We start from the raw sequence: 25,335 nt of genomic DNA on the forward strand, positions 1-25,335 counted from the left end.
CTTCCGACTTCCGACTTCCGACTTCCGACTTCCGACTTCCGACTTCCGACTTCCGTCAAGCGTCTCCCATTAAAGGAAACAATCCGCCATCACTTCCATCGCTTCCGGCTGCGCGCAATTGAGCAGCATAGAATTTACTTCGCCGCGCTTTGATGCGGCTTTCCAGTCAGCCGCGCGTTCGCGAATACGCGCTTCCGGTCCGACTAAGGCGATTTCGTCTACGAGTGCGTCTGGTATGGCGTTGCGAGCCTCGTCTTTTTTGCCAGCCAAGTACAAATCTTGTACTTGCTCTGCAGCATCACCGTAACCCATACGCGTTGCATAGTCGGTGTAGAAGTTTTTACCCTTCGCGCCCATGCCGCCAATATAAAGGGCAAGGAAGTCTTTAATAAAGTAACGGCAGCCGTCGATATCATCGTCCATAATCACGCCGACAAAAGGCGCGACGTCGAAGTCGGCTTTGTTGCGGCCGCTTTTTTCTAGGCCTTTCGTGATACTTGGTTCCAGCACAGAGTATTTTTCCGGGCTCATCCACACAGGGAATACACCATCGGCAACTTCCGCTGAGGCGCTAACGCCAGCGGGCGTAATCGATGCTGTGTAAATCGGGATGCTTGGGTCGCCATGCAAAATTGATTTTAAGGGCTTGCCTAGTCCAGTCGCGCCGGTGCCTTTATACGGCATTTGGTACATGCCACCGTCAAATTCTACCGGGCCTTCGCGCTCGAAAATCTTTTTCATGATTTGAATATATTCGCGGGTCCGAGTAACAGGTTTACCGTAGGGTACACCATGCCAGCCTTCTACTACCTGGGGGCCAGATGCACCAAGCCCAACAATAAAGCGTCCGCCGGAAAGTTGGTCTAAGCTCATGGCCGTCATTGCGCACATGGCGGGAGTGCGCGCTGGCATTTGCATGATGGCAGTACCGACTTTGATTTTGCTGGTTTGCGCCAATATCCATGCCGCTGGAGTGACCGCGTCTGAGCCGTATGCCTCTGCTGTCCATACTGAGTCGAAGCCGAGTGCTTCAGCTTTTTTTACGGTGTCCATTGGCAGCGATAATTTTGCGCCAGAGTAGCCGAGTAGTAGTCCGAGTTTCATGTGCGTCTCCCGCATTTCGTTGTTATTACTTAGTGGGTTACAGCCTAGCGTATTTCACCGTTTATAGGGCGTCTGATGAAACGATAATGCCGCTTAGGTCCGCGTAAAGATATTCGCCAGCATTAATGGTGGTGCCGCCAAATTCGAGTTGCACATCGCAGCGGCCATCGCCAAGCTTTTCAGTTTTTCTGGGTACGCTACCTAGCGCCATAATACCGATAGGCATCGGGGCAATCTCCTCTACGTCGCGAAGATAGCCGTAAATAACGATGCCAGCCCAGCCATTATCTACCGCTGCTTTCGCTAGGTTGTCGCCCAATAGTGAGCGCCGCGGTGACGCGCCGCCGTCGACCACCAGTACGCGGCCGTTGCCTGCTTCTTTTACGCGCTCGGCAACTTTAGAGTTGTCTTCAAAGCACTTAATGGTGGCGATTTGGCCGCTGAAATTTTTACTGCCGCCGTAATGGCGGAATTGGCCCTCAATAACGCGAACTTTGTCGCCGTGCTCGTCACATAGATCTGGGGTGGATATTGTGGTCATAGTAACTCCTACAGTGTTTGGTGCTGGGCGCGTGATGACGAATAAAACTACTATGCCTTCTTTTGCGTCTCCCGTCTCCCGTCAAGCATTTGCCAAGTGGCTTTGTTTAGCTGCTAATAAGGGTCAGATTTAAGGGGCTGATATCCTCATTGAGATACGCCATGCCTAACACATTCAAGTACGCTAAACGGTCTGCGCGCATCAGGTCGATATTCGGTACATCAAAACCATTTTCCTGATAAATTTCGGCTAGATACGCCATAAATTCTTCGCCTTCTTTCAACAGCAATAAGCTCGCGGCGCCGACGTCGGGTTTTACTTTGGCGTTTGTGTCTTCAGGCAGTGTTGCTGCAACAACCACAGGCTCTTCTTTACCTTCAATACGCACGCTGCGGTTTCGCACTGTTTGCTCGGCCCAGTAAAAAGCCAGCTCTTTACTTTGGCTTAAGAAAACCGGCTCCACCGATTCACTGTAGTCATTGCCGATAGTGGCCATGGTTTTTTTTGCGGCTTCTTTCAATACTTTATCGCCAGAGCGTTTTAGGCCCTGCTGCTTGATTGAGTCGACAAGCGCCGATGAGGTGCCGTGATACCAGACGTTGCTAGCGGCAAAGCCCTGTTCGCTTAACAAATCTTTGGCGTCTTTTAGGAAGGTGGGGGTATTGGCCATATAGAGAATCACTTGGTTGTTTGATCAGATTTAAGCAGACATTGGCATACTAACGTAAAACGCTATCTGATTCTTTTGTGATGGTGCTAAGTGGAATTTTATTCATAAAAAAGGCGGCGCCTTTAATTAGGAGCCGCCTTTTTTCTTGCGAAGGCTGTACCTTGTCGATGCAGAGCAATCAGCAAGGTACTAACACGTCGAACTTAGTTGAACTGGTTCGAGGTGTTTTTTGCGCCGCCCGCTTTCAACGCTAGCTCACCGGCATAGTATTCTTTGTGGTCGTCACCCATGTCAGAACCTGACATGTTTTGGTGTTTAACACAGGCAATACCTTGACGGATTTCTTTGCGCTGTACGCCAGCAACATAGCCCAACATCGCTTGCTCACCAAAGTACTCTTTAGCTAGGTTGTCAGTGGACAGCGCAGCAGTGTGGTAGGTTGGCAGAGTGATCAAGTGGTGGAATACGTTAGCTTCACGCGCAGTATCCGCTTGGAAAGTCTTGATGCGAGCGTCAGCTGCAGCAGCCAGTGCAGTTTCGTCGTATTCAGCAGACATTAGGTTTGCACGATCGTAGGCAGATACGTCTTCACCAGCTTCAACCATGGCATCGTAAGCTTGTTGACGGAAGTTCAGGGTCCAGTTGAATGAAGGAGAGTTGTTGTAAACCAACTTCGCATCTGGGTGAACTTTACGAACGTCGTCCATCATACCTTTGATTTCGTGAACGGTTGGAACTGCAGTTTCAATCCACAACAGGTCAGCACCGGCATTGATCGCTTCGATACAGTCAAATACACAGCGCTCATGGCCAGTGCCTTGACGGAACTGGTACAAGCCAGAAGGTAGACGCTTAGGACGAACCAACTTGCCGTTACGGTTGAAGCACACATCGCCTTCGGCCATGTCAGCTACGTCAATTTCTTCAACATCAAGGAAAGAGTTATATACGTCGCCTTGATCGCCGCGCTCTTTAACAACAGCGATTTCTTTGGTCAGGCCAGCGCCTTCAGAGTCGGTACGTGCAACGATAACGCCGTTGTCGACACCCAGTTCCAAGAAAGCGTAACGCAGCGCGCGCAGCTTAGTGTGGAAGTCGGCGTGAGGCACGGTTACTTTGCCGTCTTGGTGACCGCACTGCTTTTCGTCAGCAACTTGGTTTTCGATCTGCAAGCAGCAAGCGCCGGCTTCGATCATTTGCTTGGCCATCAGGTAAGTCGCTTCAGCGTTACCAAAGCCGGCGTCGATATCAGCAACAATCGGTACTACGTGAGTAACGTGGTTGTCGATTTGATCTTGGATTTTAGCTTCTTCAGCCGTGTCGCCAGCTTCACGAGCTGCATCCAGTGCGCGGAACAGGCCGCCCAACTCGCGCGCATCTGCTTGGCGAAGGAAGGTGTAAAGTTCGCGAACCAAATCGGCAACAGAAGTTTTTTCATGCATTGACTGGTCAGGTAGAGGGCCGAACTCAGAGCGCAGAGCGGCAACCATCCAGCCAGACAGGTATAGGTAGCGGCGGTCAGTTTGGCCGTTGAAGTGCTTCTTAATAGAAATCATCTTCTGTTGACCGATAAAGCCGTGCCAGCAACCCAGTGATTGGGTGTACTTGGTCTTGTCTTTGTCAAACGCGGCCATGTCTGCACGCATGATGTCGGCAGTATACTTGGCGATGTCTAAACCGGTTTTGAATTTGTTCTGGGCACGCATACGTGCTGCAGATTCGGGATTGATGGCGTCCCAGCTGCTGCCAGCTTGTTCTTTAAGAGAGGCGACTGCCTGGATGTCTGCGTCTAGAGTTGACATATGTGGTCCCTATTTTGTTGCGGGTTGGGTTATTTAACGTTGGCAAGTTTACGCTCGGAGTTTAAATTTTTCTAATTTATAGTTATTATGCTCGATATTCATTTTAAAAATGATGTTTGCGCCAGAGCGTTTGAAGGGCTATATAGCTATGGAGCAAAATATTTGCAAATCGCGATGGTCGCGCACAGCCTTATTATAGTCCCATGATTCGCTATTGCCATTCACAATAAAAATATCAGTGATAATATGGATAAATTTGCAGAATTATCCTCAGCTGCTAGGATAGTCTCCTTAATTAACGCCAAATTACCTTTTCTATAGGAGTGTTTATGTCTTCGGCCATTTCCAGAGTACAGCACAGCGGACTTCAAATTGCCGATGTACTTTATCGCTTGGTGAATGATGAAGTCGCTCCTGGTACAGGCATTAGCTCCGACACATTTTGGTCTGCATTTGCTGATATATTGAAGGATTTGGCGCCGAAAAATCGTGAATTGCTGCAAAAACGCGAACAAATTCAGGCTCAGATTGACGAGTGGCACCGCGCCAATGCGGGCAGCTTTGACGCTACGGCCTACAAGGCGTTTTTGCAAGAAATTAACTACTTACTACCTGAGCCAGCGGACTTTAGCGTCGCCACTGAAAATGTAGACGAAGAAATTGCTGCCTTAGCTGGTCCGCAGTTGGTTGTTCCCGTAATGAACGCGCGTTACGCGCTCAACGCAGCAAATGCGCGTTGGGGTAGTTTGTACGATGCGCTTTACGGCACCAATGTAATTTCAGAAGACGATGGCGCTGATAAAGGCAAAGGCTACAACCCTGTTCGCGGTGCCAAAGTTATCGCCTATGCTCGCCAGTTTCTTGATCAGCACACTAGCTTGAGCGATGGCAGTCATACCGACGCGACTTTATATAGCGTTGTTGATGGTGCCTTGGCCGTTACCCTGGCCGATGGTGGTGTGACTGGTTTGGCAGATCCTTCGCAGTTTGTTGGTTATTTAGGCGACGCGGCAGCACCGAGCAATGTATTGCTGGTCAATAATGGCCTGCACATCGATATTCAGATTGATGACCAGCACCCAATTGGTAAGGACGATGCTGCGCGCGTAAAAGACGTCGTGTTGGAATCGGCCTTAACCACTATTCAAGACTGTGAAGATTCCGTCGCAGCAGTGGATGCTGACGACAAAGTAGAGGTCTACCGCAACTGGCTGGGTCTGATGAAGGGCGACCTTCAAGAGTCATTCATGAAAGGCGGCAAAGAACTTGTTCGCACCCTCGCCGCTGACCGCGTATTCACTGCCGCTGGCGGTGGCGAAACCGTTTTGCACGGTCGCAGTTTGTTGCTGGTGCGTAACGTAGGTCACTTGATGACCAATGGCGCCATTATCGATGCTGATGGTTTTGAAGTGCCAGAAGGCATTATGGATGCCATGGTCACTGTGTTGGCCGCCATGCATGATCTTAAACAAACAGGTGCTTTGCGCAATTCTCGCGCTGGTAGTGTGTATATCGTTAAGCCGAAAATGCACGGGCCTGAGGAAGTCGCCTTCGCTGCGGAATTGTTCTCGCGGGTTGAAGATGCCTTTGGCCTTGCGCGCAACACCTTAAAAATTGGCATCATGGATGAAGAGCGTCGCACCACAGTTAACTTGAAAGCCTGTATTGCGGCAGTGCCTGAGCGCGTTATTTTTATTAATACGGGCTTCCTTGATCGCACCGGTGATGAGATCCACACCAGCATGGAAGCGGGTCCCTTTGTTCGCAAAGCGGATATGAAACAGCAGGCGTGGATCAAGGCCTATGAAGATTGGAATGTCGATATTGGTTTGGCGTGCGGCTTAAGTGGTCATGCGCAAATTGGTAAAGGCATGTGGGCAATGCCAGACGAAATGGCAGCGATGATGGATGCCAAAATTGGCCACCCGCAAGCTGGCGCAAACTGCGCGTGGGTACCGTCGCCAACAGCAGCGACTTTGCACGTAATGCATTACCACCAAGTAAACGTATTGTCGGTGCAGGAGCAATTGGCCAGCCGTCAGCGCGCTGCACTAGATGATATTTTAACCTTCCCTGTGGTGCAGAATCCAAATTGGAGCGCGGAAGAAATCCAGCAAGAGTTAGATAACAACGCCCAAGGTATGTTGGGCTACGTTGTGCGCTGGATTGATAACGGCGTGGGCTGTTCAAAAGTGCCAGACATTAACGATGTGGGTTTGATGGAAGACCGCGCGACACTGCGCATCTCTAGCCAGCACATCGCCAACTGGTTGCGTCACGGTATCTGTTCAGAGGCGCAGGTGCTAGAAACATTGAAGCGCATGGCGGCGGTGGTTGACCGCCAAAATGCGAGCGATGCTGACTACACGCCAATGGCTGATAATTTTGACGACAGCGTCGCTTTTCAGGCGGCTTTGGAGCTAGTTCTAAAAGGCTGCGAACAGCCAAGCGGTTATACAGAACCGGTTTTACATCGTCGCCGTATTGAATACAAAGCAAAGCAAGCGGGTTAAGTTTTAATAAAATTCGCGTTTTGTAACAGTTCCTGTCAGTGAGGCTTGGCCCGGATTTTCCGGGCCTTTTTTTTGCAAAGTCAGATGTCGGGTGTCTGAAGTTTGATGCGGGTGTAACGATCTTTACGTCCGACATCAGGCGCCCAGCGGCCAGCTTGCTTTGCAGCCTCTGGCAGTAAAGCTTTAAAATGCCCATAATCACGTAAAACTATTAAGCCCAGCGGAGTTATTCTTGTTATGAATCTGTCGCGTATTGACCTAAACCTGCTTGTCTATCTCGACGTATTGTTGCGGGAGAAAAATGTTACCCGCGCTGCGGAGCAGCTGGGTATCACTCAACCGGCTTTGAGTAACGGTTTGCGGCGCTTGCGCGATTTATTCAATGACCCACTATTGGTTAGAACTAGTGAGGGCATGACTCCCACCGAGCGGGCAGTCGAATTACAGCCGCAGGTACGGAATATCTTGTCATCGGTTGAGCAGGCGGTGTTGCCGGTATCCGATTTTGAGGTGACCAAGAGCACCCGTGTGTTTCGGATTATGGCCAGTGACTATGCCGAGTCCACCCTGTTGGCGCCGCTGTTGTTCAAGCTGCGTGACGAAGCGCCCAATATCACGCTGGACGTCCTTACGCCAAGTGATGTGACCTTTCAAGATTTAGAGCAGGGCAAAATTGATATGGCGATCAACCGTTTTGATCGTCTACCCCAGTCCTTTCACCAAGCTACAGTGTGGCGAGACAGCTTTTCGTGCTTGATGAGCAGTGAGAACAAGGCCCTCGACAATTTTGATATGGATGCGTTTCTGGCCGCTCCGCATATTTGGGTCAGCAAAACCGGCATGGGCGTGGGGCGCGGGATGAGCCAGCGCGACAGTCAGCGCTTAGGATGGGTAGATGAAGCCTTGGCCGAATGTGGTCACGAGCGTCAAATACGCGTGTTTACGCGTCACTATCAAGTAGCGGCCTTGCTCGCCAAACATCCAGATTTAATTGCCACGCTACCTACCCAGGTGGCGCGTTTATACGACGAAGATCCAAGATTGGCGATTCGCAAGCCGCCATTTATGATTATTCCAATTGAGCTTAAGCTGGCGTGGAGCCCGCTGCTGCAGCACGATCCTGGTCATATTTGGCTGCGTCGTCGCATTGTTGAAGTTGGTCAAGCTATTACCGATCCCAGCGGCGTTTGAAGATTTTGGCGCTCGGCGCGCGGTGAATTATCTTCGGTCTGGCGCGTCGATATTGGCGATTAGGTCGTTAATGTCGTGCAATACCCAATAAATTGAGGCTCTCGCGTGACCTCGTCGGGCAAAACTGTCATGCTTGTCGGCTTATTTTAACGGGAGGCTCCCATGATTATTGCTAATGATAGCGTAGTGGCGTTTCACTACACCCTGACTGATGACAATGGCACTGAAATTGATTCTTCAAAAGGTCAGGATCCACTAACTTATCTTCACGGCCACGGCGGCATCATCCCAGGTCTTGAGCGTGAATTGGCGGGTAAAACCACCGGCGACGCAATGAAAGTAACGGTACAGCCAGCTGAGGGCTACGGTGAACTCAATCCAGAATTGATTCAACCTGTTCCTCGCGCGGCGTTCCAAGGTGTTGATCAAATCGAAGTCGGCATGCAGTTTCAAGCGCAGGGCCAGGGCGGCCAAATGCAAACAGTGGTTGTTAAAGAAGTTGACGATGAAAATGTCACTGTTGATGCCAACCATCCACTAGCGGGTCAAGTCTTGAATTTTGACGTGAGTATTGAGTCTGTTCGCGCTGCAAGCGAAGAAGAGCTCAGCCATGGCCATGTTCATGGCGCGGGCGGTCACCAGCACTGATTGCTGAATGACTGTAAAAGAGGCCATGCGGCCTCTTTTTTTTTGCTTGTCACTTTTTGCAACGCAACTAACTTCACTAGTCCGTTCAATAGTGGCAAGAAACCTGCTTAATTTGCTTGTAGTACTTAGCTGTCAAAATAGTCTAAGGTAATACAATCACGCTTGGCCGGAGAGAGATTTTGCCTAAGGATACCCTGAGCGAATTTCTTGAAAGAGAGAAATTGCCCGATAGTTATCGGGAGCAGGCCCAAAAGAATTTTATTCCATTCATAGAAACGCTTCGGCCTTTAATGGGAGCTGAGGGGCGTGTTCCCGTACTCGGTATTTATGGTTCGCAGGGTAGCGGAAAATCGACCTTGGCCGAGTTTATACATTGGTATTTGCAAGAGCGAGAAGGTCTAAATATAGCCCTATTATCGCTGGATGACTTTTACCTAAGGGCGGCGCAGCGTAAAGAACTCGCCAGCACAACACACCCCTTGTTGCGAACCCGCGGCGTTCCGGGGACCCACGATGTTCCTTTGGCCTTGAATACCATTGCTAAGCTGCGGTCGCTTAGTGACGATGAAACCATGCGCTTGCCGCGCTTTGATAAAGCCCGGGACGACCGCGCACCCGAAGCGGCGTGGCCAAAAGTAAACGGGCCGATTGATCTCATAGTGTTCGAAGGCTGGTGTGTGGGTGCGAGTCCGCAATCACCTGCTGAATTAACCTCGCCAGTGAATGATCTAGAGCGTTTAGAAGATGGCGATGGTGGCTGGCGAAGCTATGTGAATAGCTGCTTGGCTGGCGAGTATCAAGTATTGTTCGGTGAAATTGATTATTTGCTTATGTTGCGCGCCCCGAGCTTTGCGTGTGTCGCTGGTTGGCGGAGTGAGCAAGAGCGAAAATTAGCCCAGCGCCAGACGGATGCTGCGGCCGCCAAAGGTGTAATGAGTCAGCAAGAAATTCTAAGATTTATACAGCACTATGAACGATTAACGACGCACTGCCTGAAGACACTTGCCGCGAAGGCTAATTGCGTGATGGCGCTAGGTGAGCAGCGCGAAATACTGAATGTGACGTATAGGGAGAATAGATGACCGAGTTATCGACGAAGGATGTGATCTTCACCGATCTCGATGGCACCTTGTTAGATCATGATAGCTATTCGTTTGCCGCTGCCGCGCCTGCATTGGCCCAGATCGCTGCGCAATCGATAGCCTGGATATTAAACACCAGCAAAACCAGCGCGGAATTGCATCCGCTTTCCCAGCGGCTGGCTAACCCCTATCCCTATATTGTTGAGAACGGCGCGGCGGTGGTGGTGCCCAAGAGCTGTGACTTACTGGCCGATGTTGAGATGGAATTAATCGACGGAGCGAGGCATAAGCGTTTTGCGCCGCACCGAAGTGACGTCCTGGTTTTGCTTCACCGCTGGCGCGAGGATAAGGGCTATAAATTTTCTGGATTCAGCGATTTTGATGTCGCTGCCCTGCAGGAGATTACCGGCTTGGACCACACTGACGCCGAGTTAGCACTGCGGCGCGATTATTCTGAACCGATATGCTGGGAGGACAGCGACGAGCGATGGCTGCAGTTTTGTGAGGATTTAAAAAGCGCAGGTCTGCAAGCGCTAAAAGGCGGCCGCTTTCACCATATTATGGGGCCAACAAACAAGGGCGTGGCGATGTCGTGGCTGGTTTCTTGCTTATATCCCACAGGCGCCAGACCACGGGTGATTGCCTTGGGTGACAGTGGCAACGATGTGGCGATGTTGGCGGCGGCTGATATCGGCGTTGTTATAAGGTCAGAGCATCATCCTGCGCCTGACGTAAAAAATCCGCAGGGCAAGATTATTTGCACTGAGCAATACGGTCCTGCTGGCTGGAACGAGGCACTATTAAACTTATTGACGTGATCCCCTTTGCAGGTACATTTTGGCAAAGGTGTTAAAACCAAATTAAAAAATAAAATGAGATTTTTATGGGCGATTTTTACCAAAACGGCATTATCACTACCTTACACAATTTGGTCGACCGACCTGTGGCGGAGTTAGAGGCAGAGCTACTAACATTTTCTAAACGGCGGCCAATGGCCTTAATTCTACCATCGCTGTTTTCTGAGCTCGAAGGCACAGCCTTGACGGCGATTATCGATGAAATTGCAAAAGTAGATTATATCGATGAAATCATTATTGGCCTCGATCAGGCAAACGAAGAACAGTATCGCCATGCATTAAAATTTTTCAGCAGACTGCCCCAGCGTCATCGCGTGCTATGGAATGACGGCCCGCGTTTGCAGGCGATAGATCAGCGCCTCAAATCCCGTGGTTTGTCGCCCGCAGAGCCAGGTAAAGGTCGCAATGTGTGGTTTTGTATCGGTTATATTCAGGCGTCTGGGCGGGCGGAGGCAATCGCGCTGCACGACTGCGATATTCTCACCTATGATCGTCGCCTGCTAGCGCAACTATTTTATCCCGTGGCCAATCCCGGTTTTAATTATGAGTTTTGCAAAGGCTATTATGCGCGGGTGGCCGACGGGAAAATAAACGGCAGAGTGAGTCGTTTATTAGTTACGCCCTTAATCCGTTCTTTGAAAAAAATATTTGGCTCTCTGGATTATTTAGATTATCTCGACAGCTATCGCTACCCCTTGTCGGGTGAATTCTCTATGCGCAAAGACGTCTTAAACGATTTGCGCATTCCCAGCGATTGGGGATTAGAGATCGGCGTGTTGTCAGAAATGTATCGCAATTATTCCACCAACCGCTTGTGTCAGGTCAATATCGCGGACGTGTACGACCATAAACATCAAGATCTGTCGGAGCAGGATGACAGCGGCGGATTGTCAAAAATGTCTATCGATATCGCCAAAGCGGTGTTCCGCAAACTGGCTACCAATGGCGTGGTGTTCAATAGTGAAACCTTCCGCTCGATCAAGGCAACTTACTACCGCGTGGCTTTAGATTTTGTCGATAGTTATCGCAACGATGCGGTCATGAACGGCTTGGACCTTGACCTCCACGGAGAAGAGCAGGCGGTAGAACTGTTTGCTCAAAATATTGTAAAAGCCGGCAATATGTTTTTAGAAAACCCCATGGAAACGCCGTTTATCCCAAGTTGGAATCGGGTGTGCAGCGCAGAGCCGACCTTGCTAGAGGACATGATGGCAGCGGTGGTCGCCGACAATGAGGAATTCGCCTGAATGACAGATTTAACGCCACAGCAGCATTTGCGTGAACGGCTCAGCGCCCATTTAGAGGTCTTATATCCACACCTTGAAAAGGCAGCTTTGCTGGAAGACATAATTGCGTTGATGGCGCTTGATCATCGTTGTTTTATGCCGGAGGCGCATAAAAACCTGTGGGACGAAAGTGACACGCTGGTCATTACCTATGGCGATTCTATTCTGCGCGAGGGCGAATGGCCGCTGCATACCCTGCATGATTTTTTGCGCCGAGAATTGCGCGGCTTAATTAGCGGCGTGCATATTTTACCCTTCTACCCCTATAGCTCAGACGACGGCTTTTCCGTTATTAACTATGTTGAAGTAAATCCGTCGCTGGGTGACTGGAAGGACATAAATGCTATTGCGCGAGACTTTGACCTAATGGCTGACTTAGTCATTAATCACTGTTCTAGTCGCAGCCTGTGGTTTGAAAATTTTAAACAGCGTCGCGATCCGGGCATGGACTATTTTGTCGAAGTCGATCCCAAAACGGATTTAAGTGAGGTTGTCAGGCCACGCACCAGTCCGCTACTAAATGAGGTGCAAACCTTGGATGGCAAGCGCCACGTCTGGTGTACCTTTAGCCATGACCAAGTTGATCTTAATTTTCAAAACCCCACGGTGTTATTAGAGTTTGTAAAAATTATTCGCTACTACCTCGATATGGGAGTGAAAATTTTTCGCCTCGATGCCGTTGCCTTTTTGTGGAAGATTCCCGGCACTAGCAGTTTAAATTTGGAACAAACCCACGAGGCCGTGCGCCTTGTTCGAAGCCTTATTGAGCACGCGGTCCCCGAGGCCATTATCATTACCGAGACAAATATTCCGCTGCGGGAAAATTTAGCCTACTTCGGCAACGCCAATGAAGCGCATTTGGTTTACAACTTCTCTCTGCCGCCCCTGCTAATTAACACCATGGTCAGCGGTAGCTGTAAGGCTTTGAAAACGTGGATGATGGGCATGCCCGCGGCGCAGGATGGCACGACCTATTTTAATTTCATTGCCTCTCACGATGGCATTGGTTTGCGTCCGGCGGAGGGTTTATTAGAAGACGCCGAAATAAATCAATTAGTCGCCCTAATGCAAAAGAGCGGCGGTCGCGTGTCATGGCGCGCGCTGGCCAATGGCGAAAATCGCCCCTATGAAATAAACATCAGTTTGTTTGACGCTATGCGCCGGCACCTATATTCCAGTAATGAAAATGACGGCGAAGATGGCTTCCAAGAGCAGCGCTTTATCTGCGCTCATGCGTTGATGCTCGCGGTGCAAGGTGTGCCCGCGTTTTATATACACAGTCTATTGGCAACGGAGAACGACGAGAACCGCGTATTGCACACCAGCCATAATCGCTCAATCAATCGTCACCAATGGGAGGCGGATGACCTGGAATCACAGCTCGGCACCGACAGCCATCACGCTAGAATTTTTAATATCCTTAAGGCGCTGATCACCCTGCGCTCAACGCAGGCTGCATTCCATCCCAACGCTGCGCAATACCCGTTGCACCTGGGTGACAAGGTGTTTGGTATTCGTCGCGAGAGTCACAGCACGGGTGCCGCTATTGTTGCGGTTTACAATATAAGCGCTGAGCCGCAGGAAATTTTGTTGTCAGATCTAAATCTTGATGAGTCAGTATCCTGGCAGGATATCTTGATTGATGGCGCTGATATTCGCAGTCAGTACAGCATACTGCTCGCACCTTATGACTATCGTTGGTTGCGTCGCGGTGAGGTGGTGGGGGCGTCAAGTTGATATTGGTATGCACGTTCTAACTGCGGTACTAAATATAATATTTTCAATTATTCTTAAAAAAATATAATGATCATCGCTGGTGCGTGAGCTGAACATAATTGATATGACGGTGATACAGTGCTAAGTACTGCGTGTGATATCGCGATAAAAATTTTCATGCGAACTAGGCGCTATTAATTCCAGGGTCAACGTAGCGTCATTAACGCTGTACCCGAACCGCGTGGCAAACAAAGTCTAACAAGCAAAAAGCAGCGCGCCTGCGTTGGGAGTGGTGTGGTAAAAGCTTGGTAGCGTTTATGCGCGATTATGCACAGAAATATCTAAGGTGATAACTCATGAAACTGGAAGTCATTCGTAAGGGCGAGCGCAGCCAAGTCTGCCAGGCCCCTTTGTTGTTTGTGCACGGTGCCTGGCATGGCGCCTGGTGTTGGGATGAGTATTTTCTCGATTACTTCGCCAGGCTGGGTTATGAGTGTATTGCGCCGAGTCTGAGGGGGCATGGTGGTAGTCCCGGCGTGGCAAAAATGAATCTCTATCGCATTGCCGACTATGTGGAGGATGTGGCGAGTATAGCCGCGTCGTTAGATACACCGCCCATCGTCATCGGCCATTCCATGGGGGGATTGGTAACCCAGCACTATTTAGCGCAGCACCCGGCAACGGCGGGCGTACTGCTCGGTTCGGTGCCGCCGGGTGGAATTAAAGGCGTGGTGATGAGTATGCTCAAGCATCATCCGCTGCGTTTTATGATCGCAAACCTGAGTTGGAATCTGCATTTATTGGTCAACACGCCGGCCAAGGCGAGAGCGCTGTTCTATTCCTCCGCGGTTTCGGAGGCGGATGTAGAGCGCTTTGCGCACCGGCTGACGAATGAGTCTTATCTTGCGTTTATCGATATGTTGTTGCTTGACTTGCCTAAGCGAGCTGCGGTGAAAGTGCCGCTCAAGGTGATAGGTGGTGAGCTGGACACCATCTTTCCGCCCGCTGATGTACAAGCTACTGCGGAGTTCTACAACAGTGTGGCGAAGATTTATTCTGACACCGCCCACAATCTGATGCTGGAGCCACATTGGAAAGAGATAGCTGACGATATTCATGGATGGATTCAGGCGGCCGTTGTGGGTTGGTGAATGTTTACCAGATACGGTTAAGTAGTCGCGACCTGCTTGAGTGTCGCATACAGGCGATCCATCGGACTCAGTAAACGAGCTGTATCACCGACCCTTCAAACTGCGATGTCATGTTGCGGGCCAGCAGCTATTTTGAGGGCTGCCACTCGCTTGCGCATAAGCTGCCCGTAAATAAGCCTGCACTCGGTCATGCTACAATTCTCACATGGATTTTATCGATAATATTGAAGCGGCGCTCGGCGCTCTGGCGGGTTTATTGTGGGGGATGCCACTGGTATTTCTGCTGGTCGGGGGCGGGACTTTTTTTCTTTTGTATTCACGGTTTTTGCCGTACCGGCATTTGGCGCAGAGCGTCCGTCTATTGTTTCGGCGCGCAGACCCGAATGATCCGGGGCAGCTGTCGCACTTTCAGGCGCTGAGCACGGCGCTGTCGGGCACGCTGGGTATGGGCAATGTGTCGGGTGTGGCCTTGGCAATTACCATTGGCGGCCCCGGCGCAGTATTTTGGATGTGGCTTAGTGCCTTGCTCGGCATTGCGACGAAGTTTTACACGTGCACTTTGGCCGTAATGTATCGAGGTAGGGATAGCGAAGGCGAGTGGCAGGGTGGCCCAATGTATGTGATTCGCGAAGGACTGGGCAAACGCTGGCGACCGCTGGCTTACTTTTTTGGTCTTGCTGGTTTGTTAGGCACCATACCGGTCTTTCAGGTTAATCAGTTAGTGCAGGTGTTGCGCGACACGATTGCTATTCCCGCTGGGCTGACCAGTAACGTTAGCCACTTCAATTTTGATCTTACGCTGGGAGTGATATTGGCCGCGCTCATGTTCATTGTGGCTTCGGGTCGGTTACAGCGCTTGGGCAGTGTAACTAGCTGGATGGTACCCACCATGGTAGCGGGTTATTTAGTGTTGACGGCGGTCGTGTTGCTCAGTCATTACGCCGAGATTCCTCATGCGCTGGCGCAGATTGTGATGGATGCGTTTAGCGGTAGTGCGGTGGCCGGTGGCGCGGTTGGTTCGGTGATTGTCACCGGCATTCAGCGTGCGGCTTTCTCCAATGAAGCGGGTATAGGCACCGAGGCTATGGCCCATGGCGCGGCTCGCACCAAGGAGCCTGTGCGCGAAGGCTTAGTCGCTATGCTCGGCCCCGTCATTGACACATTGCTGGTCTGCACATGCACGGCTCTGGTGATTTTAATCAGCGGTGTCTGGCAGAGTGGCGATCATGACGGCGCCAGTTTAACGGCGACGGCGTTTGGCGAGCTGTTTCCGGTTGGCGGGGCCACTATTCTGGCGGTGTTAGTCAGCTTTCTCAGTCTGAGCACAGTATTTACGTTCTGGTATTACGGTAGTAAATGTTTGGGATTTTTAATCGGGGCGCGTTACCAGCACCATTACATTTGGTTCTACCTACTGCTTATTATTGCAGGCTCTGTTGCCTCACTGAATTTAGTGGTTAATCTGGTAGACTCAATGTATGCCTTGATGGCTATACCCACGATGACCTCGGCGCTATTATTAGCGCCAAAAGTTAATGCCGCCGCTAGAGCCTATTTTGCGAGTTCTAAGCAACAGTAACGACCGTGACGGCACGAAATTTATGGGTCAACCCTTGTGTTGTGATCACTTATAAATTGAAGAATATTGCGTCGATAAGCTTCGTGGGTATTGCTTATCCTGACGATAAAAATTTTAATCTTTAGGCTATTGAATCACTCATTTATACCCCAAACTCTTACTCAGCAACAAAAACCATAAAAGCTCAATCCATTCCGCGAGGTGATCTACCATGTTCTATGACATTACAGTTGTACAAGCGAGCAAGATGCTGGGTAATTTGAAGGTAATGCTGGAGAAAGCCGAGGAGTTTGCAGAAACCAAAAAGGTCGCCCCAGAGGTATTGTTGAGCTCGCGCTTGGCGCCGGACCAGTTTCCTTTGATTCGCCAAGTCCAAATTTGCTGCGACACCGCCAAGCTAGGTGCAGCGCGTTTAGCCGGTAAGGCAGACAGTGCACCAAAGCATGAAGATACCGAGACAACCGTCGATGAGCTCTATGCTCGTATTGCCGCGGTGCAGGAATACTTGGCCACCTATACCCCGGCAGATTTTGCGGAGACCGCGTCCAAAGAAATTAGTCTGCCGTGGTTAGATGGCAAGAAAATGTTAGGCAGTACCTTTGCGACCAGTTTTGTTATTCCGAACTTGTACTTCCACGTGACAACGGCCTATGCAATTTTGCGTAACAACGGTGTCGATCTGGGCAAGTTGGATTATTTGGGTAGCATTTCCTTTATTGAGTAAGCTCAAGCCACGGGTCGTCTAACAGCTTGTGTTCGGTGGCCCGATCATTTTATAACGTTCACCATCGACGTTCTGATCGACGACACCATCGCCCGCACGCATTCCATTCTTGAGTAGTTGGGTCTGACCAGCAAGCAAATCTCCCTGCTCGGGGCGGGCGCCTTAAAGTGTGTGTAGCGCAGACCGTGTTCCCCTTCTTTGATTGCCAATTCCGGTATCAGGGTGATGCCCATGCCGCTGGCGATCATATAGCGCAAGGTCTCTAAGCTCGTTGCCTGAAATCGCGAATCCTCTTTGGCGCCGGCGCTAAAGCAATAGCCCAAGGCTTCGTCGCGCAAGCAGTGCCCATCTTCTAATGTGAGTACCCACTGTCCGTTTAAGTCTTTTAGAGTAAGGGCCTTATTTTGCGCCAAGGGATGATTGACGGGAGTCGCTAATACCAATGGTTCTTTAAATAAGGAGTAGCGTTCCACGTTCTCCATAGTGTCGAGCCAGCTTAGAATCAGCACGTCCAGCTTGCCTTCATCTAATTGTTTTAGCAGCACGTCGGTTTGATTCTCGTGCAGAAAGAAGTTGATATTGGGCAGGGCAGCGCTCAGCGCCGACATAATATGCGGCAGCAAGTAGGGCGCTACCGTGGGAATTAAGCCCACATGCAAGTCGCCACTTAGTGGGTCCGACAAGGATTTGGCCGTTTCTTCAAAATCCTCGGCGGTACGCAATACCTGCCGCGCGCGTACCAGCAGCGCTTCCCCCGCCGGGGTCAGCATGACCTTCTTGCGATGGCGCTCAAAAAGGCTCAGTCCAAGCTGATCTTCCAGCTTCATAATCTGTCCGCTCAGTGTGGGCTGGCTGACAAAGCAGGCCTCTGCTGCACGGCCAAAGTGGCCGTGCTTGGCAACGGCGTCGAGGTATTGCAGGTCGCGAATCTTAATCATGGCGCTCAATAGGTATTGGTAAAACCTATCAATATCATAATAACGATCGATTAGATATGGGTTTCACCCTTCCGTAGTATTGCTCCTGAACTTAAGGCAAACCGAATTTAGCTTTAACAATACCTCAGGAGTAACGCTATGTTTCCAACCATTATCAACACCAAAGTACAGCCCTTCAAAGCGACGGCTTACCACAATGGCGACTTTATTGACGTCAGCGATGCCGACCTGCTGGGCAAGTGGTCAGTAGTTGTTTTTTACCCCGCAGACTTCACCTTTGTATGCCCCACCGAGTTGGGCGACATGGCAGACCACTACGCACAGCTGCAAGAAATGGGCGTGGAAGTGTACTCAGTATCAACCGATACCCACTTCACTCATAAAGCGTGGCACGACACCTCCGACACCATTGGCAAAATTCAGTACCCAATGATCGGCGATCCAACGGGCCGCATTTCACGCAACTTTGGCGTCATGATCGAAGAAGACGGTTTGGCATTGCGCGGCACTTTCGTGATTAACCCGGAAGGTGAAATCAAAGTGGCAGAACTGCATGACCTGGGTATCGGCCGTTCAGCCAAAGAGCTAGTGCGTAAAGTACAAGCAGCTCAATACGTTGCAGAACACGATGGCGAAGTCTGCCCGGCAGCATGGCAGCCAGGTGAGGCGACACTGTCTCCATCACTAGACCTGGTCGGTAAAATTTAACACCCCTGTTGGCCTCGGCGACGGGGCCTTTTTTAAGCCGAATTTTTAAAATTAATTTTATAGAGGCATTTGTACGAGCCGGAATTTTTCTTTCTGACGAGGAAAAAACGCACGCAATGAAGGAGTTTATAGATATAAATGACTGATTGAGTACGATTTTAACGATGTTCAGAGAGTAAAAGAACAATCGTACAAAGGTCTCTAAAGTTTACGGGACGAGGTAGTCACCATGCTAGACGCGAAATTGAAAACCCAGTTGGAGGCCTACCTCCAAAATCTTAAAACGCCGGTAGAGCTGGTCGCGTATCTCGATGGCCAGGACAAATCCCGCGAGCTAGAAAGCCTAATGAACGAGATATCAGCGCTGTCTGCGCTGGTATCCGTTGTTCAGGGCGAAGATGCAGCAGCGCGCCGTCCGGCGATGGGTGTGCGCTCAGTAGCTAAGGGCACAGAAATGCGATTTGCCGGTGTACCGCTTGGCCACGAATTTACCTCATTGGTATTGGCCGTATTACATAGCGGCGGCCACCCAATGAAAGTCGATAAAGACTTGATAGAACAAGTGCGCAATCTTGACGGCGAATACCGTTTTGAAACCTATATTTCCTTGAGCTGCCAGACCTGCCCGGAAGTGGTTCAGGCGCTGAATATGATGGCGGCGATCAACCCGCAAATCAGCAATGAAATGATTGACGGCTCACTCTTCCAGCAAGAAGTTGACGACCGCAAAGTGATGGCGGTGCCCACGGTATTCATGAACGGTCAGCAGTTCTCCCAAGGCCGAATTGGCTTGGCCGATATTTTAAAGAAAATCGACAAAAATGCCGGCGCACGCAGCCTTAAAAAGCTGGATGACAAAGACGTGTTCGACATGCTGATTGTCGGCGGTGGGCCAGCCGGTGCAGCGGCAGCCATCTACGCAGCCCGCAAAGGCATTCGCACTGGCGTGCTCGCCGACAAGTTTGGCGGTCAATTATTAGATACCGTCAGCATCGAAAACTTTATTTCGGTAACAGAAACCGAAGGCCCTAAATTAGTCGCCAATTTAGAAGCCCACGTGGGTGCTTATGACGTTGATATTATGCGCGGCCACAAAGCTTCTGGGCTGACCGTGGCAGACGACGGCAGCGTAGAAATAAGCGTTGAAGGCGGCGCGGTATTGCGGAGCCGTTCGGTACTGCTAGCCACCGGCGCACGCTGGAGAGAAATGAACGTACCCGGCGAGCAGGAATACCGCGGTAAAGGCGTGGCTTACTGCCCACATTGCGACGGCCCCTTATTCAAAGGCAAATCCGTTGCGGTCATCGGCGGTGGTAACTCCGGTATAGAAGCCGCAATCGACCTTGCCGGCATAACCGCACACGTCACGGTACTGGAATTCGACAGTAAGTTACGTGCAGACGACGTGCTGCAACGTAAAGCGCGGTCGATGAAAAATATCGATATTATTACCAGCGCTCAAACCACCGAAGTGCTCGGCGATGGCCAACGTGTTACTGGCTTGCAGTACACAGATCGCAACACCGGCGACGTGAAAAGCGTCACCCTGGCAGGCATCTTTGTGCAGATCGGCTTGGTGCCCAACACCGAGTTTTTGAAAGGCACTGTGGCATTAACACCGCGCGGCGAAATTGAAATTAACGCGCGCGGCGAAACATCAATCCCCGGCGTGTTTGCGGCGGGCGATGTAACCACCGCACCGTTCAAACAAATTGTTGTCGCGGTAGGTAGCGGAGCCACCGCAGCGCTGGGTGCCTTTGATTATCTTATCCGGCAAGTGGTTGATGAGCCGGAGGCGTCAGTAAGCGCTGAGGAGGAGCAGGCTGCTTAAATCGTCGAAATTTGATACACCTCTTTGCCCCTCGTTTGAGGGGCTTTTTTTGTCTGGATATTGATCAATGGAAAGTCCATTTCCTCTTGCCTTTTCACTGAGAGGAGGTAGCTCATTGGCATTAGCTCTCTGCCATTAATACGACTACCTGCTAACCAAGTCGCATATCAAGCTAAGCGAGTTTCGGACATAACAGGGCAGCTATATCGAAAACACCTGTATAATTTGACATAAGAGTGGTCTGGGCATACATTCGACATTGAAATAATCTAATGTCGAAAACTGGCGTGGAATATGACATAGCGATGGATATTCACGATTACAAAGCTGGAAGGTATAAGCAGCAATATCAGTACAAAAGTTTTGCTCCTGAGCCGATTAACCACGCATGGGTCTTTTCCGATGGCGATATTCAGCAGCTTTTGAGTGAGGCTGACCGGATGTTGGGGGAGCTAAATGCCTTTTCGCAACTCATTCCTGATGTGGACTACTTTATCCGTATGCACATTACCAAGGAAGCTACCCAGTCCAGTCGAATTGAAGGCACTCGCACCACAATAGAGGACGCCCTGCTAGATAGGCTCGATATTGACCCGGAAAACCGGGATGACTGGGAAGAGGTCCAGAATTATATTTCGGCTATTAATCAAGCTATAAAAGAGCTGGAAACCCTGCCGCTATCGAACCGCTTATTAAAATTTACCCACAAAATACTAATGACTGGGGTAAGGGGAGAGGGTAAGCAGCCCGGAGAATTTCGAAACAGTCAAAACTGGATTGGCGTTAGTTTAAAAAACGCGATTTTTGTGCCGCCACATCAAAGTGAGGTGGTCGAACTGATGAGTGACCTTGAGAAGTTTTTCAACAACGAAGAGCTTAAAACCCCTCATTTGATAAAAATTGCAGTAGCGCACTATCAATTTGAGACCATACATCCCTTTTTAGACGGTAATGGCCGTTTGGGTCGGTTGATGATTACTCTCTACCTGGCAAGCTCTGGGTTGCTAAATAAACCTGCCCTGTATTTGTCTGATTATTTCGAGCGCAATAAAACGCAGTATGTCGATTCTCTGATGGCTGTTCGCGAATCCAGCCACTTAAAGCAATGGCTAATATTCTTTTTGCATGGTGTTGTTGAAACCGCAGAAAACTCTATTCAAGTGTTTAAAGACATCCTGGCGTTAAAGCTTCGCGTGCAACAAGAGGTTTTGCCACGGTTTAGTACGCGCAGGCAAGAGAATGCGCAGTTGTTGATGCGCCACCTCTATCAAGATCCTGTGGTTTCCATTAAAGAAGTAGCCGAGTTGTTGAGCATTAAGGTTAATACAGCAGCCGCTTTAGTGAGTGATTTTGAAAAGTATGGTGTACTAAACGAGTTGACTGGGGGGCGGCGCAATCGACTTTTTCACTTTGTAGATTATACGAGCATCTTCAAAAGCAAGAGTTGATCGGCTAATGCAACGGTTGCGATAAATATTTAGTGGGTATCCGGAATCATGCCGACGCTAAGGAAGTTGACTTGAATATAGGGATCTCATGTTATGTTTGGCTTGCGTAAAATTCGGGGGGCGTCTTTGAGATATGATTTCATTCGGAATTTATGAAAGGTTTACGTCATGTATTGAATTATTATAGAAAAAATAAAAGTGTGATTTTAAGGACTTTATCTGATATTTAAATATACTAAATTCTTACGTTATGAAAAAACAACTCGACGTTACCGCCGCTATTATAGTCAAAGATAGTAAAGTATTTGCTGCTCGCCGTAAGCTTGGTAAGCATCTAGCCGGCTATTGGGAGTTTCCTGGTGGCAAATTAGAAGAAGGCGAAACTCCTGAGCTCTGCCTGGCCCGCGAGCTAAGGGAAGAACTTAATATCACTACCCGCGTTGGAATTTTTGTCGGTGAAAATATTTATGACTATGGTACTAAGGTCGTTCATTTAATGGCTTATCAGGTTGAGTACTTGGCAGGTGATTTTACATTGATTGATCATGATGAAATGCGATGGCTATCTTTTGATGAGTTGAATAGCGTTCAGTGGGCGCCAGCTGATATTCCCTTGGTAGAACAGTATCAATTAATGACTAAAATGTTATCAGAGATAGATTAAGCGAATGAATCGAGCTTATTACAAAAATACTATTGCTAGGTTCTGCGCTGATGACCCCAATCATATTATGGGGAAGATGGTAGTTGAGCATCACTTTGCCTTATTAGCCACGCAACGCGATGCTTGGGTGGAACAGATCTTATTGTTGCAATCGATTCTGAAAGATTTCACCGGTCATGTTTATTTTGAATATTCAATCCCGCGGATGGGTAAGCGCATCGATGTTTTATTAATTATCGATGGTGTGATCTTTGTGGTTGAGTTTAAGGTGGGAGCATCTTCATTTTTAGGGGCAGATCTTGATCAAGTGACGGATTATGCGCTCGATTTGCGAAATTTTCATGAAGGCAGCCATGACGCCTATATTGTACCTATATTAGTTTCTACTGAATTTGAAGGTAGAGTTGGCGATGATATGGCGCAACCGAAAGACAAATTATTTTTCCCCATTTGTTGTAATGGCGCTGAATTGGAGCGGGTTATTCTCTGTGCTTTAGCATTAATTCCAGCTAACTTTCTTGATATGGCTAGTTGGGAGAGTAGTGGTTATAAACCAACCCCTACGATTATTGAGGCAACGCTAGCGCTATACAATGGGCATTCGGTGGTCGATATATCTCGTAATGATGCGGGTGCTATCAACTTAAGAGGTACATCTGCATCAGTTGCAAACATTATTAAATCAGCAAGGGAGAATAATGAGAAAGCAATTGTTTTTGTCACGGGGGTACCTGGCGCAGGTAAAACCTTGGTCGGTTTGAATATTGCTACTACGCATATCGACAAAGATGATGAGCTTTATAGTGTGTTTTTATCAGGTAATGGCCCTCTGGTTTCAATCCTTCAAGAAGCGTTGGCTCGTGATAAGGTTGCACGCGCTAAAGAAAAGGGCGAAAGAGTAAAGGTTGGTGCCGCACGAAGTGAGGTCAAAGCTTTTATCCAAAACGTTCATCATTTTCGTGATGATGGTTTGGCAAACCTTGAAACGGCACCGGTAGAGCATGTTGCGCTTTTCGATGAAGCACAACGTGCTTGGGATAAGGTTCAGACTGTGGACTTCATGAGGATGAAAAAGGGGCGGTCAAATTTCAATCAATCTGAACCTGAGTTTTTAATCTCATGCATGGATAGACATAAAGACTGGGCTGTTGTGGTTTGTTTGGTGGGTGGTGGCCAAGAGATTAATAAAGGTGAAGCTGGAATACATGGTTGGTCACAAGCCGTTAAGGAATCGTTTCCTGAGTGGAATATTTATGCTTCAGATCAATTATTTGATAGTGAATATGGTGGGCAAGCGACTATTAGTGATTTAAATGCTATCAAAGGCACAACCTTTATTCCTCAGTTACATTTAAAAGCGTCGATGCGTTCATTTCGCAGTGAAAAGGTATCGCTTTTCGTAAAGCAGTTATTAGACCTAGAAATGTCGCAGGCCCAAGACACTTTTAAAGAACTGTCTGAGAAGTATCCTATAGTCTTGACTCGTGATTTAGATCGCGGTCGGGAATGGTTGCGTTCTAAAGCAAGGGGGTCTGAACGCTATGGCATCGTTGTTTCTTCTCAAGCTGAAAGACTGCGACCACTAGGCGTACATGTTAAAGCGCCTGTTAATCCAGTTAATTGGTTTTTAGATGGTAAAGACCATGTACGTTCGTCTTATTATTTGGAAGATGTGGCAACAGAGTTTCATGTTCAGGGTTTAGAGCTGGATTGGGCCTGCTTGGTTTGGGATGCCGATTTTAGGTACACACCTAATGGATGGAAGAATTGGTCGTTTAGGGGTAATAAATGGCAGCGGGTTAAAAAAGAAGAGCGCCAGATGTACCAAAAGAACGCTTACCGCGTTTTATTAACTAGAGCTAGGCAAGGAATGATTGTGGTTGTACCTGAGGGTAATGATACGGATATAACCCGGGCTAGGCGCTATTATGATGACACTTATGAGTATTTGGTAAAGGTTGGGCTTGAGGTAGTCTGAGTATAAAAGTCGTTAAAGACCGATGATCTAGGATTAATGGGGTCAGATTCGAACGGCACTAACTTAAGCATTGGGCTTGTTATATGCCAGGTCGTCAAGTGAGTTGTTGATCCTGAGCTCCCTAATACAGAATTACGTTTCCTTGTAGTAATATCGCTTAATAAGACCGCATCTGCACTTTCCTTGGCTAAAATAAAATTCGATTCACTGTCGAGATAAAGAGAAAATTATGGCGCTAGCAATCATTATGATCTTGTATGCCAGTGCTGGCATTTTGGCGGCAGTCGGCTCGATGTATCTTTCTCACCGTTTTGTGCCTGTTCGATTCGAGGCGACGTTGTATGGCGTATTTCTGATTGTTATCGCTGTATTCTATCTCGCGTTTACATCCTATTTCGGCGATGAGTTGGCGTGGCGCCTTGAAACGACTGCGGTTGTCGTCTTTGCTGTTTTGGGTTGCCTCGGTATAAGGCTGCCGATATTGCTTATCGCTGGCTACGCATTGCATGGGGCGTGGGACCTTCTTCATGAGATTCACCAGCACAGCGGAGTGAATGTGTTCGCCGGTAGGCAAGCTACGCAGGTACCGCTCGCCTATGGCGCTTTTTGTGCGACGTTTGATTTGGCTGTGGCGGTGTATTTGGCGTATCGGCGCAAGGAGTGGCTTGTGGCCTGGTCGTCATTGCGAGCAAAGAAAGTCCTTGGCTAGTTAGCGCGGGGTCTGTTCTGATATTCCTGCGCCAACTCCCACCTTCATTCAAGTTATTGAGCAATAAGTACTTTCTTATTTCCGCAGCTAATTCCGACTGTTTTTTCCTTCGACGTCTATACTTTCTAAATACTATGTAAGTTGACACTGCACATTTTGCCTATAAAGTGTCGTAGTGGTTTTTGTTTCGTAAGG

General features: G+C 49.1%; 21 protein-coding genes. 16 read left to right on the forward strand and 5 right to left on the reverse strand.

Features of this window, described 5'->3' with window-relative positions; all coding sequences use genetic code 11:
• Positions 1–69: 69 nt before the first annotated feature.
• The 4 genes from AAC007_RS12200 to AAC007_RS12215 all read right to left on the reverse strand — a co-directional run bounded on the left by AAC007_RS12200 (position 70) and on the right by AAC007_RS12215 (position 4,117).
• Positions 70–1,104 carry an LLM class F420-dependent oxidoreductase gene (locus AAC007_RS12200; RefSeq protein ID WP_339677203.1) on the reverse strand — a complete coding sequence of 345 codons (1,035 nt, stop codon included), beginning with the start codon at positions 1,102–1,104 and terminating at the stop codon, positions 70–72.
• 61 nt (positions 1,105–1,165) lie between these two features.
• The gene (gene rraA, locus AAC007_RS12205; RefSeq protein WP_295875316.1) at positions 1,166–1,645 is read right to left on the reverse strand and encodes a ribonuclease E activity regulator RraA; all 480 of its coding nucleotides are present in this window, start codon (positions 1,643–1,645) and stop codon (positions 1,166–1,168) included.
• Positions 1,646–1,751: 106 nt separating this feature from the next.
• Positions 1,752–2,315, reverse strand: coding sequence for a hypothetical protein (locus tag AAC007_RS12210; protein ID WP_339677205.1), 564 nt, complete (start codon positions 2,313–2,315; stop codon positions 1,752–1,754).
• Between the two features lie 203 nt (positions 2,316–2,518).
• Positions 2,519–4,117, reverse strand: a complete 1,599-nt coding sequence (locus tag AAC007_RS12215) for an isocitrate lyase (RefSeq protein ID WP_295875321.1) — start codon at positions 4,115–4,117, stop codon at positions 2,519–2,521.
• Positions 4,118–4,446: 329 nt separating this feature from the next.
• Here AAC007_RS12215 and AAC007_RS12220 point away from each other — a divergent pair, with 329 nt between their 5' ends.
• The 10 genes from AAC007_RS12220 to AAC007_RS12265 all read left to right on the forward strand — a co-directional run bounded on the left by AAC007_RS12220 (position 4,447) and on the right by AAC007_RS12265 (position 16,864).
• Positions 4,447–6,630, forward strand: coding sequence for a malate synthase G (locus AAC007_RS12220; protein ID WP_339677206.1), 2,184 nt, complete (start codon positions 4,447–4,449; stop codon positions 6,628–6,630).
• 237 nt (positions 6,631–6,867) lie between these two features.
• Positions 6,868–7,821 (forward strand): LysR family transcriptional regulator, encoded by a 954-nt coding sequence (locus tag AAC007_RS12225; protein WP_295875328.1) that lies wholly within the window; start codon positions 6,868–6,870, stop codon positions 7,819–7,821.
• 162 nt (positions 7,822–7,983) lie between these two features.
• Positions 7,984–8,469, forward strand: a complete 486-nt coding sequence (locus tag AAC007_RS12230) for a peptidylprolyl isomerase (protein ID WP_295875331.1) — start codon at positions 7,984–7,986, stop codon at positions 8,467–8,469.
• Positions 8,470–8,648: 179 nt separating this feature from the next.
• Complete coding sequence (locus AAC007_RS12235) at positions 8,649–9,551, forward strand: phosphoribulokinase (protein WP_339677207.1); 903 nt, start codon at positions 8,649–8,651, stop codon at positions 9,549–9,551.
• Positions 9,548–10,369: an HAD-IIB family hydrolase gene (locus tag AAC007_RS12240; protein WP_339677208.1), complete on the forward strand. Its 822-nt coding sequence runs from the start codon at positions 9,548–9,550 to the stop codon at positions 10,367–10,369. Before AAC007_RS12235 ends, AAC007_RS12240 begins: the two co-directional genes overlap by 4 nt.
• A gap of 65 nt (positions 10,370–10,434) precedes the next feature.
• On the forward strand, positions 10,435–11,655 hold the full coding sequence (locus tag AAC007_RS12245; protein ID WP_339677210.1) for a glycosyl transferase: 1,221 nt from the start codon (positions 10,435–10,437) through the stop codon (positions 11,653–11,655).
• Positions 11,656–13,431 (forward strand): sugar phosphorylase, encoded by a 1,776-nt coding sequence (locus tag AAC007_RS12250; RefSeq protein ID WP_339677212.1) that lies wholly within the window; start codon positions 11,656–11,658, stop codon positions 13,429–13,431. It abuts the gene before it with no gap.
• Between the two features lie 335 nt (positions 13,432–13,766).
• Positions 13,767–14,561: an alpha/beta hydrolase gene (locus AAC007_RS12255; RefSeq protein WP_339677214.1), complete on the forward strand. Its 795-nt coding sequence runs from the start codon at positions 13,767–13,769 to the stop codon at positions 14,559–14,561.
• Positions 14,562–14,766: 205 nt separating this feature from the next.
• Complete coding sequence (locus tag AAC007_RS12260; RefSeq protein WP_339677216.1) at positions 14,767–16,140, forward strand: alanine/glycine:cation symporter family protein; 1,374 nt, start codon at positions 14,767–14,769, stop codon at positions 16,138–16,140.
• A 211-nt stretch (positions 16,141–16,351) separates the two neighbouring features.
• Positions 16,352–16,864, forward strand: coding sequence for a DUF1993 domain-containing protein (locus AAC007_RS12265; protein ID WP_295875352.1), 513 nt, complete (start codon positions 16,352–16,354; stop codon positions 16,862–16,864).
• 44 nt (positions 16,865–16,908) lie between these two features.
• Here AAC007_RS12265 and oxyR read toward each other — a convergent pair whose 3' ends face one another.
• Entirely contained in the window at positions 16,909–17,802 is an 894-nt protein-coding gene (oxyR, locus tag AAC007_RS12270) for a DNA-binding transcriptional regulator OxyR (protein ID WP_339677218.1), read from the reverse strand.
• Between the two features lie 138 nt (positions 17,803–17,940).
• Here oxyR and ahpC point away from each other — a divergent pair, with 138 nt between their 5' ends.
• From ahpC to AAC007_RS12300, 6 genes are all read left to right on the forward strand, one after another.
• Positions 17,941–18,510 (forward strand): alkyl hydroperoxide reductase subunit C, encoded by a 570-nt coding sequence (ahpC, locus tag AAC007_RS12275; protein ID WP_159240620.1) that lies wholly within the window; start codon positions 17,941–17,943, stop codon positions 18,508–18,510.
• Between the two features lie 229 nt (positions 18,511–18,739).
• On the forward strand, positions 18,740–20,341 hold the full coding sequence (gene ahpF, locus AAC007_RS12280) for an alkyl hydroperoxide reductase subunit F (protein WP_339677221.1): 1,602 nt from the start codon (positions 18,740–18,742) through the stop codon (positions 20,339–20,341).
• Between the two features lie 272 nt (positions 20,342–20,613).
• Positions 20,614–21,789: a Fic family protein gene (locus tag AAC007_RS12285; protein ID WP_296433746.1), complete on the forward strand. Its 1,176-nt coding sequence runs from the start codon at positions 20,614–20,616 to the stop codon at positions 21,787–21,789.
• Between the two features lie 250 nt (positions 21,790–22,039).
• Entirely contained in the window at positions 22,040–22,453 is a 414-nt protein-coding gene (locus tag AAC007_RS12290; RefSeq protein ID WP_295875364.1) for a (deoxy)nucleoside triphosphate pyrophosphohydrolase, read from the forward strand.
• 4 nt (positions 22,454–22,457) lie between these two features.
• Positions 22,458–24,431 (forward strand): DUF2075 domain-containing protein, encoded by a 1,974-nt coding sequence (locus tag AAC007_RS12295; RefSeq protein WP_296433744.1) that lies wholly within the window; start codon positions 22,458–22,460, stop codon positions 24,429–24,431.
• A gap of 229 nt (positions 24,432–24,660) precedes the next feature.
• Entirely contained in the window at positions 24,661–25,140 is a 480-nt protein-coding gene (locus AAC007_RS12300) for a hypothetical protein (RefSeq protein ID WP_339677222.1), read from the forward strand.
• The last annotated feature ends 195 nt before the right edge of the window (positions 25,141–25,335 follow it).

The sequence above is a fragment of the uncultured Zhongshania sp. genome (assembly GCF_963975605.1).
Classification (GTDB): Bacteria; Pseudomonadota; Gammaproteobacteria; order Pseudomonadales; family Spongiibacteraceae; genus Spongiibacter; species Spongiibacter aquimaris.

Bases quoted from the DNA above. Each gene is read 5' to 3' on its own strand.
- AAC007_RS12200 (WP_339677203.1), bottom strand. From the start codon at position 1,104: ATGAAACTCGGACTACTACTCGGCTACTCTGGCGCAAAATTATCGCTG.
- rraA (WP_295875316.1), bottom strand. From the start codon at position 1,645: ATGACCACAATATCCACCCCAGATCTATGTGACGAGCACGGCGACAAA.
- AAC007_RS12210 (WP_339677205.1), bottom strand. From the start codon at position 2,315: ATGGCCAATACCCCCACCTTCCTAAAAGACGCCAAAGATTTGTTAAGC.
- AAC007_RS12215 (WP_295875321.1), bottom strand. From the start codon at position 4,117: ATGTCAACTCTAGACGCAGACATCCAGGCAGTCGCCTCTCTTAAAGAA.
- AAC007_RS12220 (WP_339677206.1), top strand. From the start codon at position 4,447: ATGTCTTCGGCCATTTCCAGAGTACAGCACAGCGGACTTCAAATTGCC.
- AAC007_RS12225 (WP_295875328.1), top strand. From the start codon at position 6,868: ATGAATCTGTCGCGTATTGACCTAAACCTGCTTGTCTATCTCGACGTA.
- AAC007_RS12230 (WP_295875331.1), top strand. From the start codon at position 7,984: ATGATTATTGCTAATGATAGCGTAGTGGCGTTTCACTACACCCTGACT.
- AAC007_RS12240 (WP_339677208.1), top strand. From the start codon at position 9,548: ATGACCGAGTTATCGACGAAGGATGTGATCTTCACCGATCTCGATGGC.
- AAC007_RS12245 (WP_339677210.1), top strand. From the start codon at position 10,435: ATGGGCGATTTTTACCAAAACGGCATTATCACTACCTTACACAATTTG.
- AAC007_RS12250 (WP_339677212.1), top strand. From the start codon at position 11,656: ATGACAGATTTAACGCCACAGCAGCATTTGCGTGAACGGCTCAGCGCC.
- AAC007_RS12255 (WP_339677214.1), top strand. From the start codon at position 13,767: ATGAAACTGGAAGTCATTCGTAAGGGCGAGCGCAGCCAAGTCTGCCAG.
- AAC007_RS12260 (WP_339677216.1), top strand. From the start codon at position 14,767: ATGGATTTTATCGATAATATTGAAGCGGCGCTCGGCGCTCTGGCGGGT.
- AAC007_RS12265 (WP_295875352.1), top strand. From the start codon at position 16,352: ATGTTCTATGACATTACAGTTGTACAAGCGAGCAAGATGCTGGGTAAT.
- oxyR (WP_339677218.1), bottom strand. From the start codon at position 17,802: ATGATTAAGATTCGCGACCTGCAATACCTCGACGCCGTTGCCAAGCAC.
- ahpC (WP_159240620.1), top strand. From the start codon at position 17,941: ATGTTTCCAACCATTATCAACACCAAAGTACAGCCCTTCAAAGCGACG.
- ahpF (WP_339677221.1), top strand. From the start codon at position 18,740: ATGCTAGACGCGAAATTGAAAACCCAGTTGGAGGCCTACCTCCAAAAT.
- AAC007_RS12285 (WP_296433746.1), top strand. From the start codon at position 20,614: ATGTCGAAAACTGGCGTGGAATATGACATAGCGATGGATATTCACGAT.
- AAC007_RS12290 (WP_295875364.1), top strand. From the start codon at position 22,040: ATGAAAAAACAACTCGACGTTACCGCCGCTATTATAGTCAAAGATAGT.
- AAC007_RS12295 (WP_296433744.1), top strand. From the start codon at position 22,458: ATGAATCGAGCTTATTACAAAAATACTATTGCTAGGTTCTGCGCTGAT.
- AAC007_RS12300 (WP_339677222.1), top strand. From the start codon at position 24,661: ATGGCGCTAGCAATCATTATGATCTTGTATGCCAGTGCTGGCATTTTG.